Source organism: Paracoccus sp. L-17 (genome assembly GCF_056857655.1).
In genome coordinates, this window is the sequence record NZ_JBSXNM010000035.1 from 92,679 (window position 1) to 109,622 (window position 16,944).

A 16,944-nucleotide genomic window follows, 5' to 3' on the forward strand; every position below is an offset into this window, starting at 1 on the left:
TCAATCGCTGTCGATGGCGCTGGCGACGAAATCGAGATGGTCCCGCTGCGCCTGACCCGCGCCCGCTGCGTCGCCAGCGGCGATGGCGTCGAAGATATGCTGATGCTGCTGGCCCAGAAGCCTCAGGAAACCGGGCACGTTGGTTTCCTCTCTGCGTTCGCGCCAGCCGGCCTCGCGCCGCATCTGCCGGATCAGATCATAGACTTCCAGAAACAGCGCATTGCCCGCCAGTTCGGCGATTCGGTAGTGAAACACCTCGTCGGCCAGGTCGTATTCCTGCGGCTGCACGGCTTCGCGCGATTGCCGCATCAGGATTTCCAGCTGCGCCAGATCCCCGGCCCCGGCACGGGTCGCCGCCAGTTCGGCCAGCCGCGGCTCGATCTGGCGACGGACATCCATCAGCTGATCAAGGCTCAGCCTGCCGGCCAGCAGGCGGTGGCGTCCGGCATCGGGGCGGGGCGGCGGGGTGACGAAGGTGCCCTGCCCGTGGCGGCGAAAGACCGCCCCGCGCCGCTGCAATTCGTCCAGCGCCAGACGCAGCCGGCGACGGGGGATGCCCAGAATCTCGGCCAGCCGACGTTCGGGCGGCAGCCGGCCGCCGGTCTTGGCGGCCTCGGTCAGGATCGGCGCAAGGGCGGCGATGACCGCTGCCGGGTCGTCGGTCGGCGGCTCCATGTCCTAGCCCGAAAAGAGGTCGATGAACATGCGGATCGCGGTCAGCAGCAGGAACGCGCCGAAGGCAAGGCGCAGTGCCCGCCGGGGGATCGAGTGGGCCAGCCTGACGCCCAGTTGCGAGAAACTGGTGGTCAGCGGAATGATCACGATCGCAGCCAGCAGGTTTACATAACCCAGCGAAAACGGCGGCAGCCCCTGTTGGCCCAGCCCGGTCAGCGCATAGATCACCGCGCCGGGCAGCCCGATCAGGAAACCGATCGCGGCCGAGGTGCCGACCGCGCGGCGGATGTCGTAGCCGAGGAAATTCAGCAGCGGCACGCCGATCGTGCCGCCGCCGATCCCCATCATCGCGCTGACCCCGCCGGCGAAGACCCCGAAGGCCGCCCAGACGGGTCTGGAAAAGCCCTTGGGTTCGGGATCGGCGCGCCCCTTGCGCAGGATCATGTCGGCCGAAACCGCCAGTGCCACCACGGCAAAGACTGCGATCAGCACCTTGCCCGAGACATAGCCGCCCAGAACACTGCCGATGACCACACCCACCAGGATCGACGGCGCCCATAGTTTCAGCAGCGCGGTGTCGATGGCGCCCTTGCGGTGATGACCCAGACCCGAGGCCAGCGAGGTGAACACGATGGTCGCCAGCGAGGTGCCGACCGCGACCTTCATCGTCAGGCCCGGATCCATGCCGGTCAGGTTCAGCGCGAAATAGAGCGCGGGAACGATGACGATCCCGCCGCCGACCCCCAGCAAGCCGGCAAGAATGCCGCCGCCGATGCCCGCGCCCACGGCGACGGCGGCCAGTTCCAGCAGCGCGGCTGTGGTGATTGCCTCCATCTCGCTAGCCTTTCGTCGTCGCGAACGAGGCGCTGGCGCGGCCGGTCGCGATCCGCGCCCGTTCCGCCTCTGCGATGCGGCGGTCGGTATCGCTGCGATCCGGGGCGCCGCTGAAATTTTCCGCGGTCGGCATGATCTCGGCGACCATCAGATAGCGTTCGCGCGCCACCGCCAGCAATCGGCGCAGTTCGGCCAGCGGATCGGCATGATCATCGGCCCGCAGATCCAGCCAGGGATGGGCCTGACCGCGATGGATGCGCAGCCCGGCCGCCTGCCGCCCGCGACGGTCGCCGCCCGCATCCTCGCCCGCCTGCATCGCGGCCAGCATCCGGTCGGGAAAGTCCAGGTCGGCGCGGTCTGCGAAGACGCGCGCCGTGTCCTCGATCACCTGCGGCCCCTCCAGCATGTTGCCCGCGACCGAAAGGCCCTGACCCGTCACATGTCCCGCCCAGGGCACGCATTCCGCGCCGGTATGGGCCGCGCCGCCGCCCCGCGCATCCAGCGCATGGGCCTGCCGCTGCGCCGCCCCCGCATCGCGCGCAACCAGATCGGCCAGGAGGGCATCGGCCGCCTCGCCCGCGCCCAGGCGGCGCAGCCCCTCGGTGCCCCAGACCGGGTTGACGAAGGCCTGCGTGGCGAAGGCGGCTGCCGGACCGACATGCGGCACCAGCGATCCGCAGGCGAAAAAGCGACTGGCGACGGCGATACCAAGCGCGCCGGACGCGGGATCGCGGGCGATCAGGGACCAGGTCATCAGCGGCCCACCGCATAGGCCTGCATCAGCCGGGGCGTGGCGGCGGCGGTCAGCATCCCGTCGGGTTCGCGCCTCGCGGCCGTCAGGCGGCCGATGCTCCAGGGTTCGGCCACGGTAACGATATGGCCCCGCGCACGCAGAGACTCGATCACCGCATCGCCGAAATTCGGCTCGACCATCAATTCACCGGGCTTGGCCTCGCGCGGATAGAAGCTGGACTGGAAATGCATGATGTGAAACAGCGGCGCGTCCATTCCCTGCTGCATCGACAGCCCGTGATGGACATAGCGCAGGAACCAGATCAGTTGCCACTGATCCTGCTGGTCGCCGCCGGGCGTGCCAAAGGCGATCCGGGTGCCGCCCTTTTCCGCCATCGACGGCGTCAGCGTCGTGCGCGGCCGCGCCCCCGGCCGCAGCGAGCTCGGCAAGCCATCGCGCAGCCAGAACATCTGGGCGCGGCTGTTCAGCGGAAAACCCAGGCCCGGGATCACCGGGCTGGATTGCAGCCATCCGCCCGAGGGCGTGGCGCTGACCATGTTTCCCCAGCGGTCGATCACGTCCAGGTGAACGGTATCCCCGCGCCGTTCGGTCAGATGCGCCATCGTCGGCTCGCCGGCGCTGACCCCGCGCGCGGCATCGAAATCATGCGCGGCGCGGGCGATGGCGTCGTCGGCCAGATGCTCCAGACCCGGCAGGCGGCCAGGGCGCTGTTCCAGGCTGGCTTTCTCGCCGATCAGAGCCGCGCGTTCCGCAGCATAATCCTCGGACAGCAGCGTCGCCATGGGAATTTCGAAGAAATCGGGATCGCCGTAATAGGCCTCGCGGTCGGCATAGGCCAGCTTCATCGCCTCGGCCACGACATGAACGAAATCCGCGCCCAGCGGATCCAGCGCCGCCAGATCGAAATGCTTGAGGATCTGAAGCGCTTGCAACAGCACCGGCCCCTGTGACCAGCTATGGGTCTTGTGGATGGTCCAGCCATGATAATCCAGCGACAGCGTCGTTTCCCATGTCGCCTTCCATTCCGCCAGATCCTGCCGCGACAGCACGCCGGAATGCGCGCTTCCCGAGACATCCATCACGCTTGCCCCGGCCAGATAATCGCCGATCGCGTCGGCCACGAAACCCCGTGACCAGATGCTGCGGGCCGCGTCGATCCGGGCCGCGCGGGTGTCGCCCCTGGCCTCGTCCGCGATCCGCTGATAGGCGGCGGCAAGATCGGGATTGCGAAACAGCGACCAGGGCTGCGGCTTGGCATCGCCGGGCAACCAGGTGGCGGCGCTGCTGGGCCATTCCGCGCGGAAGAAATCGGCCAGACCGGCAATGGTATCGGCCACGCGCGGCAGCACCGGATGGCCGTCCCGCGCATAGGCGATGGCCGGTGCCAGAACCTCCGACACCTCCATGCTGCCGTGATCGCGCAACATCAGCATCCAGCCATCGAAGGCGCCCGGCACCACCGTCGCCAGCAGCCCCGATCCGGGGATCAGTCCGTCGCCGAACAGGCTGCGGTAATGGTCCATCGTGGCGGCCTTCGGCGCCACGCCCTGCGCACAGAGCACGCGGGTTTCGCCGGTCTCGGCCAGATGGACGATGGCGGGCAGATCGCCGGCCGGTCCGTTCAGATGCGGCTCGACCACCTGCAGGACCAGCGCCGTCGCCACCGCCGCGTCAAAGGCATTGCCGCCGCGTTCCAGAATGCCCATCCCGGTCGCCGAGGCCAGCCAATGGGTCGAGGTGACGGTGCCGAAGGTGCCGCGGATATCGGGTCGTGTGGTGAAATTGTTCATGCCTGTTCCTGTCGATCAATCCTCGCGCGGGTCCAGCGCGTCGCGCAGACCGTCGCCCAGAAGGTTAAATCCCAGCACCACCAGAAAGATCGCGATGCCGGGCCACAGCGCCATCCAGGGCGCCTGCGTCATGAAGCCCTTGGCCACGTTCAGCATTGCCCCCCAGCTTGGCGCGGGCGGCTGCTGGCCCAGCCCCAGAAAGGACAGCGATGCCTCGGCGATGATGGCGCTGGCGACGGTCAGCGTGGCTTGCACCAGGATCGGCGGCAGGACATTGGGAAAGATATAGCGGCGCAGGATGACGCCCGTGGACAGGCCGATGGCATGGGCGCTTTCGACGTAATCCTCGGATGCCACGTTGATTGCCTGGCCTCGCGTCAGTCGGATGAAGACCGGCGTGGCCGCGATCCCGATGGCGATCATCGCATTGGTCAGCGAGGGCCCCAGGAACGCCGCCAGCGCGATGGCGAGAATCAGGAACGGGATCGCCAGCAGCGCCTCGGTGCAGCGCGAGATCACGGCATCGGTCCAGCCGCCGAAATACCCGGCAATGATCCCCAGAGGCACGCCGATCACGATGGCAATGCCGACGGATACCACCCCCGCCATCAACGAGGCGCGCGCGCCCCAGATCATCCGCGACAACTGATCGCGGCCCAACTCGTCCGTGCCCAGCCAGTGCGCGGCCGAGGGCGGTTGCCGGATCGCGGTCCAGTCGACGGCGGCGGGATCGGGCACGGGCAGGATCGGCGCCGCCAGCGCCAGCAGGACGAACATTCCCACAAGCACCGCGCCGAACATGGCGCTGCGATGGCCGCGCAGCTTGCGCCAGACGCGGCTTTGCGGGCGTTTCGACAGGACGGGATCGGTCGCGGCGGTCTCGTTCATCAGCCGGTCCTCAGCCGCGGGTTCAGTGCCACATAGGCCAGGTCGGCCAGAAGATTCATCAGGATAAAGCCCAGCGCGGTGACAAGAACCACCGCCTGCACCACCGCGTAATCGCGGTTGAAGACGGCATCGACCACCATCTTGCCGAAGCCCGGGATGGTGAAGATCTGTTCGGTCAGCACAGCCCCCGCGATGAGTTCGCCAAACAGCAGCGCCATCAGCGTGACGACCGGCGTCAGGGCGTTTCGGAAGGCGTGGTGCATGATCACCCTGCGTTCGGCCAGACCCTTGGCGCGGGCGGTGCGGACGTAGTCCTGCCTCAACACCCCCAGCATCGCCGATCGCGTGTGCCGCATCAGCGACGCCGCCAGCGCGGTGCCCAGCACGAAGGCAGGCATCAGCATGGTGCGGATCGACTGCACCGGATCCTCGCTCAGCGGCACATAGCCCGAGGCCGGCAGCAGCCGCCATTTCACCGAAACCAGCAGGATCAGCATGATCCCCAGCCAGAAATTGGGGATCGACAGGCCCGACAACGCGATCACATTGGCTGCGTAATCGGTGATCGTGCCCTTCTTCACCGCCGAGATGATCCCCGCCGGGATCCCGATCGCGGCGGCGAAGATCATCGACATCACCGCAAGCTGGATCGTCACCGGCAGCTTCTGGGCGATCATGTCGCTGACCGGCAGCCCGGTCCGGATCGAACGCCCCAGATCGCCCTGAAGGGCGTTCTTCACCCATTGCAGATATTGCATCCAGATCGGATCGTTCAGGTGATACAATTCACGCAGCCGCGCCAGCGTCTCGGGGTCGCGGTCATCGCCGGCCAGCGCCAGCACCGGATCGCCGGGCAGCATCTTCTGCAACGCGAAGACGAAAATCGAGATCAGGATCAGCGTCGGGATCGCGATCATCACGCGGCGGGCAAGATAGGTCAGCATGGCGGCGCCTTTCGGAAAGGGCCGGGGCGGCGGCGACGCCGCCCCGGCCGGGCCTCATTCGGACAGGCTGACGCCTTCCAGCCGGATCATCCCGTCCGGGCTGGGCGTGAAGCCCGCGACCTTGTCCGAGACGCCATAGAGCCACGCCTCGTTATAGAGATAGAACAACGGCAGATCCGTCTGCAGGATCTGGTTGGCCTGCTTGTACAGATCCTTGCGGGCGGCCTCGTCGCTGACGGCGCGGGCCTCGCCCAGGATACGGTCGATCTCGGGGTTCGAATACTTGCCGTCATTGAAGCCGCCGCCGGTGGTGACGAAGCCGTAGATGTTTCCGTCCGGGTCGATCCGACCGGACCAGCCCACCTGGGACGCCTGAAAATCGCCCGCCGCCTGATCGGCCAGCATGGTGGCGAATTCCTTGGCGGTAAGGGTGATGTTGATGCCCGCCTCGGCCGCCATGGCCTGAATCATCTGCACGACCTGCTGGCTTTCGGGACGGTTGGGAAATTGCAGTTCCAGATCGATTCCGCCCTCGATACCGGCCTCTGCCAGCAGCGCCTTGGCCTTCTCGACATCGCGTTCGGGGACCGGATAGGCCGGATCGAAGAACGGGCTGACGGCCGGCACGAACTGGCTGGCCGGCGCATTCAGGCCGGCAAAGACCACCTGGTTGATGGCGTTGCGGTCGATGGCCAGCGACAGGGCCTGACGCAGCTTCGGATCCTGCCCGAAGGGGTTGTCGGCCTTGGCGCCGTTGTTGGTGTTGAAGGTGATCCCCTGATAGCCCAGCCCGTCGGCGCGTTCGTATTTCAGGTTCCCGGCGCTCTTGACCGCTTCGACATCGGTGGCGGCAAGTCGGTTGATCAGGTCCAGATCGCCCGATTGCAGGTTGGCCAGCCGCACGGTCGAATCCGGGATCGGCAGGTAGCTTACGGCATCGACCTTGATCTGGTCGGCGTTCCAGTAATCGGCGAATTTCTCAAGCTCGATCTTGTCCTGCGCGACGCGGTTCTTGAACTTGAACGGCCCCGAACAGACTGGCTGGGCGCTGAAATCGTCATCGAACGCCGCCGGCGACATCATCATCCCCGACCGGTCGGCCAGCTGCGCCAGAAGCGGCGCGTCGGGGGCCGACAAGCGCAGCCTGACATGGGTCGGATCGACCACCTCGACCTCGGTGATCGAACTGACTTCGGATTTGCGCACGCTGTCCTCCAGCGTTTGCGAGCGCTCGATATTCGCCTTGACCGCCTCGCCGTCGAAGGGCGTGCCATCATGGAAGACGACGCCTTCGCGCAGGGTCATGTCCACTGTCTTGCCATCCTCGCTGACGCTCCATTCCGTGGCCAGTTGCGGCACCAGTTTCAGATCCGGCGTCACGTCGATCAGCTTGTCGCACAGGGCGGTGAACACGATCCGCCCGACGAAGGTGCGGCTCTTGTCCGGATCCAGCGCATCAGGATCGCTTTCCAGCCCGATGCGCAGGGTCTGGGCCTGCGCGGCCATCGCGCTGGTGCCAAGCAGGGCCGCCAGCAGCAGGGTTCTGCGAATGTTCATGTCTTTGTCTCCTGTTGGGTTTTCTTGATGTTTTCCTTTTGCGCCAAAGCCTCGCGATAGAGACGAAAGCGGATCTCGGCGCCGTCGCTGCGGGCCGACCGGGGTGGCGCGGCCTGTCCATCGCCGGCAATCTCGCGCCAGCGCAGACAGGCCACCTGACTGCCCTGTCCGGTCTCTTCCAGCGCCGGCCGGATCTCGGCGCAGCGACTTTGCGCATGAGGGCAGCGGGTGCGGAAATGGCAGCCCGAGGGCGGGTCCAGCGGGCTTGGCGTCTCGCCCGACAGGCCCGGCCCGCCATGGCCGCCATCGGGTCCGGGGATCGCCGCCAGCAGCGCGCGCGTATAGGGATGTCGCGGGGCTTCGAAGATCGTGTCGGTCGGGCCGGTTTCGACGATGCGGCCCAGATACATGACACCGACGCGATCGCTCATCTGCCGGATCACCGCAAGATCATGGGCGATGACGATCAGCGTCAGCCCCAGCCGGTCGCGCAGATCCCCAAGAAGGTTCACCACCTGCGCCTGAACGCTGACATCCAGCGCACTGACGGGCTCGTCCCCGATCAGGACTTTCGGTCCCGAAGCCAGCGCCCGCGCGATGCCGATGCGCTGGCGCTGGCCACCGCTGAATTCATGCGGATAGCGATCCATATGCTCGGGGCGCAGGCCGACCTGCGCCAGGAGGCGCGCGACCTCGGACCGGCGGTCACGGCTGCTCATCTCGGGTCGGTGCGCCTCCAGCGGCTCGCCCACGAGACGCCCCACCGAAAGGCGCGGATTGAGCGATGAGAACGGATCCTGGAAGATGAACTGCACATCACGACGCAGGGCGCGCAGATCGGCGCCGGCGAGGTCGGAAATGTCGCGGCCAGCCACGCGGATCCGGCCCTCCGAGGGTTCCAGCAGTCGCATCAGAAGACGCGCCAGGGTCGATTTTCCACAGCCCGATTCGCCGACGATGGCAAAGGTCTGGCCCTCGTTCACGTGCAGGTCGACGCCGTCCACGGCATGCAGCGGACGCGGTTTCTGCAATAGCCCACCACCGACTGCGAACCGTTTGGTCAGGCCCTCGACCTCGACGATGGGACGGGTCATGCGGCGCCCTCCAGCCGGGTTTCCAGCGGCGCGAAATGGCAGGCCGTGCGATGGTCGGGTGCGACCTCTGTCAGATCCGGCGTGGTTGCGCAGATTGGCCGCGCGAAGGGACAGCGGGTCGAAAAGCGGCAGCCCCGGGGCATGGTTTCGATCGAGGGCACGATACCGGGCACCGTGGCCAGCCTGCGGCGCGGACCGCGCAGCGCGGGGACCGAGGACATCAGACCGATCGTATAGGGATGTTGCGGATCGCGAAAGATCGCCTCGGCCGGACCGGTCTCGACGATGCGTCCCGCATACATGACAGCGACGCTGGTCGCAACCTCGGCGACCACGCCCAGATCATGCGTGATCAGGATCGTGCCCATCTCGCCGCCCGCCTGCAATTCCGCGATCAGATCCAGGATCTGGGCCTGAATGGTCACATCCAGCGCCGTGGTCGGTTCGTCCGCGATCAGCAGGTCGGGATTGTTGACCAGCGCCATCGCGATCATCACCCGCTGCCGCATCCCGCCCGACATCTGATGCGGATAGTCGCGCATCCGGCGTTCCGCGGCCGGGATGCCCACACGGCGCAGCATGGCCAGCGCCCGATCGCGCCCGTCGCCGGGATTGTGCCGCCGCCATGCTTCCGCGATCTGGTCGCCGATGCGATGGGCGGGGTTGAGGCTGGACATCGGTTCCTGAAAGATCATGCCGATCCGCCGACCCCGCAGCCCGGCCAGCGCCTTGCGGTCGGTCAAGGCGATCTCGTCCCCCTCGAAGACCATGCGTCCCGACAGCCCGTCGCGCAGGTTCGGCGAAAGCAACCCCATCATCGCCAGCGAGGTCAGGCTTTTGCCGCAGCCCGATTCGCCGACGATGCACAGGGTTTCACCCCGCGAAACGGACAGCGACACATCGTCCAGCAGCGCGGCCTGGTGCCGTGGCAGGCGCAAGGTGGCCTGCTGAAGGTGAAGAAGCGCGTGGCTGTCGGCGGCAATCCGGTCGGGTGTCATGAAATCCTGAACCAATCATGAATTGGTTCACACTAACGCAAGGACACCCTTTTGCAAGCCCCGCCGGGATCCGGCCGCGCGCCGGACCAGCATTGCCAAAAATTCGGGCCTTGCCACCCTGCGGTCATGCCAGCGGACAGACGGTTTCTCCCGAAGGAGACCGCGATCGGCCCGGTCCGTTCAGGGCGATACCGCGAAAGGGTCGCGTCCGTCGTTCTTAGCGGGGGCCACCCGCGCGAAACTGTCGGAAAGCTCGGCCGCGACACGGGCCTGGTTTTCCTGATCGCCGGCAGGCCAGATCAGGACGAAGCCCTCGGCCCGGCCGTCGCGCACCCAGCCTTCGGCCATGGCGCTCTGGGCCATGTTGGCCCCCTTCAGCAGGATATGGCCCGGCTCGATCATCCGTGTCGGATGCGGCACCCAGCCAAGCGCCGTCACCAACCCCGACAGGTCCAGCAATTCCTGCTGTCCGCCGGGCTGGCTGAACAGGATCAGCGCGACACCGGAATCCTGCCTGGGTCCGTAGATCGACAAGGCCCGTTCGGCCCGTTCGAAAGCCAGCTTGTCCATCGGGGCGCTGACCGACAGGCCGGTCTGTTCATCGGTCAGCGTCGTCAGCCCCATCGTCCTGCGCCACGCGTCCCGGCGTTCGATCAGTCTGCGCATCGCCGTTCCGGGATCGGGCGACAGACGCCCCTCGGCGACCTCGCGCGCGACTGCCTTGCGCGTATCCGGCCCCCATTGCCCGTCGACCGCGCCATCATAGCGGCCGGCCCAACGCAAGGCGCGCTGGATCTCATCCACGGGCGGCATCTCCTGCGCGCCCGCGGATGCCGGCAGGTCCGGATCCGCGCCGGGCTCGATCACCTCGCCCAGATCCGAGGCCTGCGAAAGAAAGGCATCCCTGGGCACATCGCCCGAGGCCTTGAACGCGGCCAGCCATTCCGCCGCCGCCTCCGCGGGCAGCGGCCCCAGCGTGATCGTCCGCCAGCCACCGGGCAGAGCCATCAGCCCGGCTTCGGGAAAGGTTTCGCGCCATTTCGACAGCACCGCGCGGCTTTCCGCATCACCACGCAGGGATTCCAGCCGCAGATAGCTGCCGGCTTCCGGCATCGGCGTGCGATCCGGGGTGGCGGCCTCGCCTTCGCTTGTGGTCGCGGCGGGCCTTGCCGCATCCTGCGAGGCCCCTGTTAGGGGTCCGCCATCTTCCGGCACCGGAGATGGTGTCGCGACCGCATCGGCCGCAACCGGAGACAGCGCGATGCCGGCCGCCGGTTCGGCCACGAAACTGTCGCCGGGCACGCGGTTCGCGGCCTTCAGCCCGGCCAGCCGCGCCTCGGCCTGGGATCGTTCCTGCGGCCCAAGGGCGATGGCGATCCAGCCGCCCGTCAACGGAAAGGTCACCACGTCGTCGAATGACTCGCGCCATTTTGCCGCAGCCTGCGCTGCCTGCGCCGCGCCGCGCTTGGCCTCGATCCGGATCACCGCCTCCTGCGCCGAGGCCGCCCCGGCCGCCAGAACCGCAGCCATCATGAAAGCCAGTCGCCGCATTCCGGTCTCCTTGTCGCGCGCCCGATGGCGCCTGTCCGCGGGCCCTTTATTGACCCTGTCCTACCCTGCGCCTAGAAGGCGCGAAAGCCCAAGCCCGATCTATGCAAAAGGACGGCCCGATGACCAGCCCAAAGCCTCCGCGCAGCTTTCAGGAAATCATCCTGCGCCTGCAGACCTACTGGGCCGGTCAGGGCTGCGCCGTGCTGCAACCCTATGACATGGAGGTCGGCGCCGGCACCTTCCATCCGGCCACGACCCTGCGCGCGCTGGGACAGCGGTCATGGGCGGCGGCCTATGTCCAGCCCTCGCGCCGACCCACCGACGGCCGCTACGGCGAAAACCCGAACCGCCTTCAGCATTATTATCAGTATCAGGTCATCATCAAGCCCAGCCCGCCCGATCTGCAGAACCTGTATCTGGGCAGCCTGAAAGCCATCGGGCTGGACCCGATGATCCATGACATACGCTTTGTCGAGGACGACTGGGAATCCCCGACCCTGGGCGCCTGGGGCCTTGGCTGGGAAGTCTGGTGCGACGGCATGGAGGTCAGCCAGTTCACCTATTTCCAGCAGGTCGGCGGGCATGATTGCCGCCCCGTCTCGGGCGAACTGACCTATGGGCTGGAACGGCTGGCCATGTATGTGCTGGGCGCGGAACATGTCATGGACATGCCCTTCAACGATCCCGGGGCCGCGATTGCGCTGACCTATGGCGACATCTTCCGCCAGACCGAACAGGAATATTCGCGCTGGAACTTCGATCAGGCCGATACCGAAACGCTGTTTCAGCATTTCAAGGATGCCGAGGCCGAATGCGCCCGCATCATCGCGGCGTCCGAAACCGACAGCGCCGGCCGCCGCATCCCGATGGCGCATCCGGCCTATGACCAGTGCATCAAGGCCAGCCATATCTTCAACCTGCTGGACGCGCGCGGCGTCATTTCCGTGACCGAGCGGCAGGCCTATATCGGCCGCGTCCGCGCACTGGCCCGCGCCTGCGCCGATCTGTTCCTGACGACCGAAGCAGCGGGGGCATCGGCATGAACTGGGGCAGGATCGCGACGATCGGGCTTGCGCTGACGGCCCTCGCCTCGGGGGCCGGGGTCTGGTATGCGCAGCAATACGGCTATTACGAGCCGATCGATCCGGCCAGCCCGGATGCGGCGGTGCCGATCCAGACCGCCGAGGGACCGTCGCGGCTGAACATGACCGATTTTCAGGCCATCGACGCCGATAGTTCACCGATCCGCTGGCGGGCCTGTTTCCGGATCCAGGGCGATCTGCCCGCCGATGCCGTGCCCTTCCCGGCCGCCACGCCGCTGAACGGCCCGTTCTGGTTCGACTGCTACGACGCCGCCCGGATCGGCGCCGATCTGGAATCGGGTGCCGCAAGGGCATTTCTCAGCCAGTCCGAGATCCGTCCCGATGTGGACCGCGTGCTGGCGATCTATCCCGATGGCCGGGCCTATGGCTGGCAGCAATTCAACGACAAGACCCCGGAACGCGGAGTGATGGACTGATGCCCGATCTGCTGATCGAACTCTTTTCCGAGGAAATCCCCGCCCGGATGCAGGCCCGCGCGCGCGATGATCTGAAGCGGCTGGTCACCGACGGGCTGGTCCAGGCCGGGCTGACCTATGCCAGCGCGGGCGCCTTTTCGACGCCCCGGCGCCTTGCCCTGACCGTCGAGGGGCTCAGCGCCCAAAGCCCCGACACGCGCGAGGAACGCAAGGGCCCCCGCACCGACGCGCCCGAAAAGGCGCTGGAGGGCTTTCTGCGCGGGGCGGGCCTGACGCGCGACCAATTGCAAGTCCGCGACGACAAGAAGGGTCAGGTCTGGTTCGCCGTCATCGCCCGCAAGGGTCGCCCGGCATCCGAGATCGTGGCCGAGGTTCTGGAAACCACGATCCGCGATTTCCCCTGGCCCAAATCCATGCGTTGGGGCACGGGCTCTCTGCGTTGGGTCCGCCCGCTGCATTCGATCCTCTGCATCCTCAGCGACGAATCCGGCGCGACCACCGTGCCGCTGAACATCGACGGCATCGCGTCCGGCAACAGCACACGCGGTCACCGCTTCCTGTCGCCCGACGCCTTCACCGTCACCGGCTTCGATGACTACGTCGCCAGGCTGCGCCGCGCCCATGTCATGCTGGACCCGGCCGAGCGCGAGGCCGAAATCCGCCAGCAGGCCGAGAATCTGGCCTTCGCACGCGGCTGGCAGATCGTCCCCGATGATACGCTGCTGTCCGAGGTCGCGGGCCTCGTCGAATGGCCGGTGCCGCTGATGGGCGTGATCGAGGATCGTTTCCTGGACCTGCCGCCCGAGGTGCTGCAAACCTCGATGAAGGAGCACCAGAAATTCTTCTCGGCCCGCAACCCGAAAACCGGCCGGATCGAGGGCTTTGTGACCGTCGCCAATATCGCCACCCCCGATGACGGCGAAACGATCCTGGCTGGCAATCAGCGTGTTCTCGCCGCCCGCCTCTCCGACGCGGCCTTCTTCTGGGAAAACGACCTGCGCGAGGCAAAATCGGGCATGAACGCTTGGGCCGAGGGCCTGAAATCCGTGACCTTCCATAACAAGATGGGCAGCCAGGCCGACCGCATCGCCCGCGTCGCCGCACTGGCTCGCGAGATCGCGCCCATGGTCGGCGCCGACCCCGATCAGGCGGAAACCGCGGCCCGGGTCGCGAAACTCGACCTGCAGAGCGCCATGGTCGGCGAATTCCCCGAACTGCAAGGCATCATGGGCCGATATTACGCGCAGGCCGCCGGTTATCCCGACGCGGTGGCCGACGCCGCCCGCGACCACTACTCGCCACTCGGCCCATCCGACGCGGTGCCCACCGCCCCGGTCTCCGTGGCCGTCGCACTCGCCGACAAGATCGACACGCTGACCGGGTTCTGGGCGATCGACGAGAAGCCGACCGGCTCGAAGGATCCCTTTGCGCTGAGAAGGGCGGCGTTGGGGACTATTCGATTGATCGTTAACAATGTTGTTAGAAGTCATCTACTGGACGCTGCAAAAACCGGTCTCTTGGCCAATTTTTCTCATCAGCTCAACACTATTGGAGAGGAGCGAACCAAGGCCGTCGATCTTGCATGGGAGACCATCGTCGCGGAAGACGGACGATTGGCAAAACATGCTCAAAAAATCTTTGCAAAGGCGTTGAATGATCGGAATTCAAAAATCGATTGGAACGCGGCCGTTGAGAAGGCAAAGGCGCAAAGCCCTGATAGGGTCAAACTTGACCCTGACCGCCCGGGCACCCTTAACCATACGTCGCACAACCTCCTCGCCTTCCTCCACGACCGCCTCAAGGTCCATCTGCGCGATCAGGGCATCCGCCACGACATCATCGACGCGGTCCTGGCCCAACCCGGCAATGACGACCTCGTGCTGGTCGTCAACCGCGCCACGGCGCTGAACGCCATGCTGCAAACCGAAGACGGCCGGAACCTGACCCAGGGCCTCAAGCGCGCCGGAAACATCCTCGCGCAGGCCGAGGAGAAGGACGGCGTCGAATACAGCTTCGGCGCGGACGCGAAATTCGCGGAAACCGATCAGGAACGCGCCCTCTTTGCCGCCCTCGACAAAGCCGAACCCGCGATCAGACGGGCCATCGCGGACGAAGACTTCCCCGCCGCCATGACCGCCATCGCCGCGCTGCGCGCGCCCATCGACGCCTTCTTCGAGGCCGTCCAGGTCAACAGCGACAACCAGATCCTGCGCCGCAACCGCCTGAACCTGCTGTCGCGCATCCGCAACGCGGGCCGCGAGATCGCTGATTTCACGAAGATCGAAGGCTGACAAGGCCGGGACCTGACCGGCCCTCGCACTCTTTCCAAATACCTTCGGGGGGTCCGGGGGGCAGACAGCCCCCCGGCTGTCGCGGGACGCAATCAGACCACCCGGTCAACCATCATGTGCTTGATCGAGGCGATGGCCTTGGCCGGATTCAGCCCCTTCGGACAGGTATTGGTGCAGTTCATGATCGTGTGGCAGCGATACAGCTTGAACGGATCCTCCAGCTCGTCCAGCCGCTCACCGGTCGCCTCGTCGCGGCTGTCGACGATCCAGCGATAGGCCGTCAGCAGCGCGGCCGGACCCAGATAGCGGTCGCCGTTCCACCAATAGGACGGACAGGCGGTCGAACAGGACGCGCAGAGGATGCACTCATATAGCCCGTCCAGCTTCTTGCGATCCTCGATCGACTGTTTCCACTCTTTTCCCGGCGTCGGCGATTTGGTGACCAGGTAGGGATTGACCGAAGCGTGCTGGGCATAGAAATGCGTCAGGTCGGGGATCAGATCCTTGACCACCGGCATATGCGGCAGCGGATAGATGGCGATGTCGCCCGGAACCTCGTCGATTCCGTAGATGCAGGCCAGATGATTGCCGCCGCCGATGACCATGGCGCAGGATCCGCAAATCCCTTCTCGGCAGGACCGCCGGAACGACAGCGTCGGGTCAATCTCGTTCTTGATCTTGATCAGCGCGTCCAGAATCATCGGTCCGCATTTGTCGAGATCGACGAAATAGGTGTCCAGACGGGGGTTCTCGCCCGCCTCGGGATCCCAGCGATAGATCTGGAACTTCTTCACATTGGTCGCGCCCTCGGGCCTGGGCCAGGTCTTGCCGACCCGGATCTGGCTGTTCTTGGGCAGGGTGAACTGGACCATCGGATGCTCCTTTCAGGACGTGCCTTTTCCAGGCACCTCGGCGATGAACAGGTTTTGCGCGCGGGCGACCAGATCGACCACCTTTCCGCGCGCATGAGGATTAAGCGTCAGGCCGTTGAGCCGCCTCAGGAATTCGGTCGAACCGGCATTGAGTCGCTGCATCGCAGGCCCATCCAGCGGGGCAAGCGCCTCGATAATGGCATCGTCCAGCCCGGCATGGTGCAGCAATAGCCGCCCCGGACGACCGGGATCGGGCTCGTCTTCCAGCTTGAAGCGGCACAAACGATCAGGCCCCAGGACATCGGCCATCCGGCGGATCAGATCGCCCCAGCCAGGCATCGCATCGGTCCGGTTCAGGAAATCCTCGAAACCGTGCTGATAGCCGTCGGTGCGTACGGCCTGCGCCCAGACGCTGGCCTTCCACGCCGTCATGCTGCGTGTGTAGATGACGAAATCCACCGCAAAGCCCGCCGCGCAGCGCGACAGCAGACCCGCGATCCGCGGCAATTGCGGATAAAGCCGCGTCTCACCGCCATTGCCGGGCATCGCGCCGGCCAGGTTTTCGTGGCTCAGAAGCACCGGCAGGTCATTGGCGGGCAGCGTCTCCAGCACATCCTCGAAGGCGATCCGCAGCGCGATCTCGCGGTCCTCGGTGGGTCCCAGCGAATAGGCAATCGCCGCGCGTCCCAAAGGCCGCATGGGCGAGCCCTCCTCGGGGGTGCGCACGATCAGCCGCCGGGCCAGCGCGGCGGCGTTGCGGTTCAGATGGCGCTGGATCGCGGTGCTGCCCGTCTTCTGCACGCCCAGATGCAGGATCAGGCGGCGCTGGTCGGATTTCGTCGGCGCTGCCGTCATCGGCCTAGCCCCGCCAGCCAGGCTGGTCGGCCAGAACCCGCGTCGGCATCTGTCCCGATCGATTCACCACGCAGCGGTTGAACACGTCCGAGGGATCGCGCTGCATGATGTAATCGCTGGAAATTTCCAGATCGACCGAACCGCCGAGGCGCGAACCTCCGCCACCGCTGCCCACCCCCAGGGCGACTTCGCCGCGCGGAGCCTGGGCCAGTTCGGCATCGCGCAGGCAGACCCGTTCCGCCTGCTCCACCGGTATCGGAGCACAGGCTGCCAGCGCCGCCAGCAGCGGCACGGACCGGAACGGGGCCGCCCAGGCGCGCAT

General features: G+C 66.3%; 16 protein-coding genes. 3 read left to right on the plus strand and 13 right to left on the minus strand.

All coding sequences use genetic code 11. From position 1 onward, the window contains the following. The 10 genes from AC13CR_RS08230 to AC13CR_RS08275 all read right to left on the minus strand — a co-directional run bounded on the left by AC13CR_RS08230 (position 1) and on the right by AC13CR_RS08275 (position 11,085). Entirely contained in the window at positions 1–675 is a 675-nt protein-coding gene (locus tag AC13CR_RS08230) for a FadR/GntR family transcriptional regulator (protein ID WP_292951419.1), read from the minus strand. Between the two features lie 3 nt (positions 676–678). After that, positions 679–1,509 carry a sulfite exporter TauE/SafE family protein gene (locus tag AC13CR_RS08235; RefSeq protein ID WP_292951416.1) on the minus strand — a complete coding sequence of 277 codons (831 nt, stop codon included), beginning with the start codon at positions 1,507–1,509 and terminating at the stop codon, positions 679–681. Positions 1,510–1,513: 4 nt separating this feature from the next. Continuing rightward, the gene (locus AC13CR_RS08240; protein ID WP_292951413.1) at positions 1,514–2,263 is read right to left on the minus strand and encodes a DUF1028 domain-containing protein; all 750 of its coding nucleotides are present in this window, start codon (positions 2,261–2,263) and stop codon (positions 1,514–1,516) included. Then, positions 2,263–4,053 carry a gamma-glutamyltransferase family protein gene (locus AC13CR_RS08245; RefSeq protein WP_482900900.1) on the minus strand — a complete coding sequence of 597 codons (1,791 nt, stop codon included), beginning with the start codon at positions 4,051–4,053 and terminating at the stop codon, positions 2,263–2,265. The genes AC13CR_RS08240 and AC13CR_RS08245 overlap by 1 nt, the downstream gene beginning before the upstream one ends. 15 nt (positions 4,054–4,068) lie before the next feature. After that, positions 4,069–4,941: an ABC transporter permease gene (locus AC13CR_RS08250; RefSeq protein ID WP_292951408.1), complete on the minus strand. Its 873-nt coding sequence runs from the start codon at positions 4,939–4,941 to the stop codon at positions 4,069–4,071. Beyond that, positions 4,941–5,885, minus strand: coding sequence for an ABC transporter permease (locus AC13CR_RS08255; RefSeq protein WP_292951406.1), 945 nt, complete (start codon positions 5,883–5,885; stop codon positions 4,941–4,943). Before AC13CR_RS08255 ends, AC13CR_RS08250 begins: the two co-directional genes overlap by 1 nt. Before the next feature lie 54 nt (positions 5,886–5,939). Continuing rightward, the gene (locus tag AC13CR_RS08260; protein ID WP_292951405.1) at positions 5,940–7,442 is read right to left on the minus strand and encodes an ABC transporter substrate-binding protein; all 1,503 of its coding nucleotides are present in this window, start codon (positions 7,440–7,442) and stop codon (positions 5,940–5,942) included. Further along, the gene (locus tag AC13CR_RS08265; RefSeq protein WP_446237260.1) at positions 7,439–8,536 is read right to left on the minus strand and encodes an ABC transporter ATP-binding protein; all 1,098 of its coding nucleotides are present in this window, start codon (positions 8,534–8,536) and stop codon (positions 7,439–7,441) included. Before AC13CR_RS08265 ends, AC13CR_RS08260 begins: the two co-directional genes overlap by 4 nt. Next, positions 8,533–9,534, minus strand: coding sequence for an ABC transporter ATP-binding protein (locus AC13CR_RS08270; protein ID WP_292951400.1), 1,002 nt, complete (start codon positions 9,532–9,534; stop codon positions 8,533–8,535). Before AC13CR_RS08270 ends, AC13CR_RS08265 begins: the two co-directional genes overlap by 4 nt. A gap of 180 nt (positions 9,535–9,714) precedes the next feature. Then, complete coding sequence (locus AC13CR_RS08275) at positions 9,715–11,085, minus strand: peptidoglycan-binding domain-containing protein (RefSeq protein ID WP_446236455.1); 1,371 nt, start codon at positions 11,083–11,085, stop codon at positions 9,715–9,717. Between the two features lie 119 nt (positions 11,086–11,204). On the opposite strand from AC13CR_RS08275, the gene AC13CR_RS08280 reads away from it, so the two are divergent. Genes AC13CR_RS08280 through glyS form a run of 3 tightly spaced genes read left to right on the plus strand, consistent with a single transcriptional unit; the run spans position 11,205 to position 14,895 of the window. Further along, on the plus strand, positions 11,205–12,128 hold the full coding sequence (locus AC13CR_RS08280; RefSeq protein ID WP_292951394.1) for a glycine--tRNA ligase subunit alpha: 924 nt from the start codon (positions 11,205–11,207) through the stop codon (positions 12,126–12,128). Continuing rightward, the gene (locus AC13CR_RS08285) at positions 12,125–12,604 is read left to right on the plus strand and encodes a DUF6446 family protein (protein ID WP_292951391.1); all 480 of its coding nucleotides are present in this window, start codon (positions 12,125–12,127) and stop codon (positions 12,602–12,604) included. The genes AC13CR_RS08280 and AC13CR_RS08285 overlap by 4 nt, the downstream gene beginning before the upstream one ends. Then, positions 12,604–14,895: a glycine--tRNA ligase subunit beta gene (gene glyS / locus AC13CR_RS08290; RefSeq protein WP_292951388.1), complete on the plus strand. Its 2,292-nt coding sequence runs from the start codon at positions 12,604–12,606 to the stop codon at positions 14,893–14,895. The genes AC13CR_RS08285 and glyS overlap by 1 nt, the downstream gene beginning before the upstream one ends. Positions 14,896–14,987: 92 nt before the next feature. On the opposite strand, the gene AC13CR_RS08295 is transcribed toward glyS, so the two are convergent. Genes AC13CR_RS08295 through AC13CR_RS08305 form a run of 3 tightly spaced genes read right to left on the minus strand, consistent with a single transcriptional unit; the run spans position 14,988 to position 16,944 of the window. Continuing rightward, entirely contained in the window at positions 14,988–15,767 is a 780-nt protein-coding gene (locus tag AC13CR_RS08295; protein ID WP_292951385.1) for a succinate dehydrogenase iron-sulfur subunit, read from the minus strand. 12 nt (positions 15,768–15,779) lie between these two features. Further along, positions 15,780–16,622 (minus strand): hypothetical protein, encoded by an 843-nt coding sequence (locus AC13CR_RS08300; RefSeq protein ID WP_292951382.1) that lies wholly within the window; start codon positions 16,620–16,622, stop codon positions 15,780–15,782. A 4-nt stretch (positions 16,623–16,626) separates the two neighbouring features. Beyond that, complete coding sequence (locus tag AC13CR_RS08305; RefSeq protein WP_292951379.1) at positions 16,627–16,944, minus strand: hypothetical protein; 318 nt, start codon at positions 16,942–16,944, stop codon at positions 16,627–16,629.